This window comes from Delftia sp. ZNC0008 (assembly GCF_000799035.1).
GTDB classification, from domain to species: domain Bacteria; phylum Pseudomonadota; class Gammaproteobacteria; order Burkholderiales; family Burkholderiaceae_C; genus Comamonas; species Comamonas tsuruhatensis.
This window is the reverse complement of record NZ_JTKZ01000929.1, coordinates 1-326: the sequence shown is the minus strand read 5'-3', so window position 1 is coordinate 326 and position 326 is coordinate 1. Positions and strand designations below refer to the sequence as shown.

Sequence of the window (326 nt, the reverse complement as noted above, 5' to 3'; positions counted from 1 at the left end):
GCTCAGTTGCGCGCCCTTGGGACGGCCCGTGGAGCCCGAGGTGTAGATCACATAGGCCAGGCTGTCCGGGTTCACATCGACCTGCGGATCGGTATCGGGTTCGCCCGACAGGTCCAGCATGTCGATCTCCAGCACCTGCAGCGCAGCAGCGCCGGGAATGCGCTCGCGCAGCGCAGCCTGCGTCAGCACCAGGGCAATGCCGCTGTCCTCGACCATGTGCGCCAGCCGGTCGGCCGGGTAATCCGGGTCCAGCGGCACATAGGCGCCACCAGCCTTGAGGATGGCCAGCAGGCCCACCACCATCTCCACCGAGCGCTGCAACGCGG

Annotated in this window: 1 protein-coding gene; it reads right to left on the bottom strand. The window is 68.1% G+C overall.

The window, feature by feature from the left end; translation table 11 throughout:
- Positions 1–326: AMP-binding protein (locus L995_RS29965; protein WP_047475091.1), on the bottom strand; the 326-nt coding region annotated here is incomplete at both ends.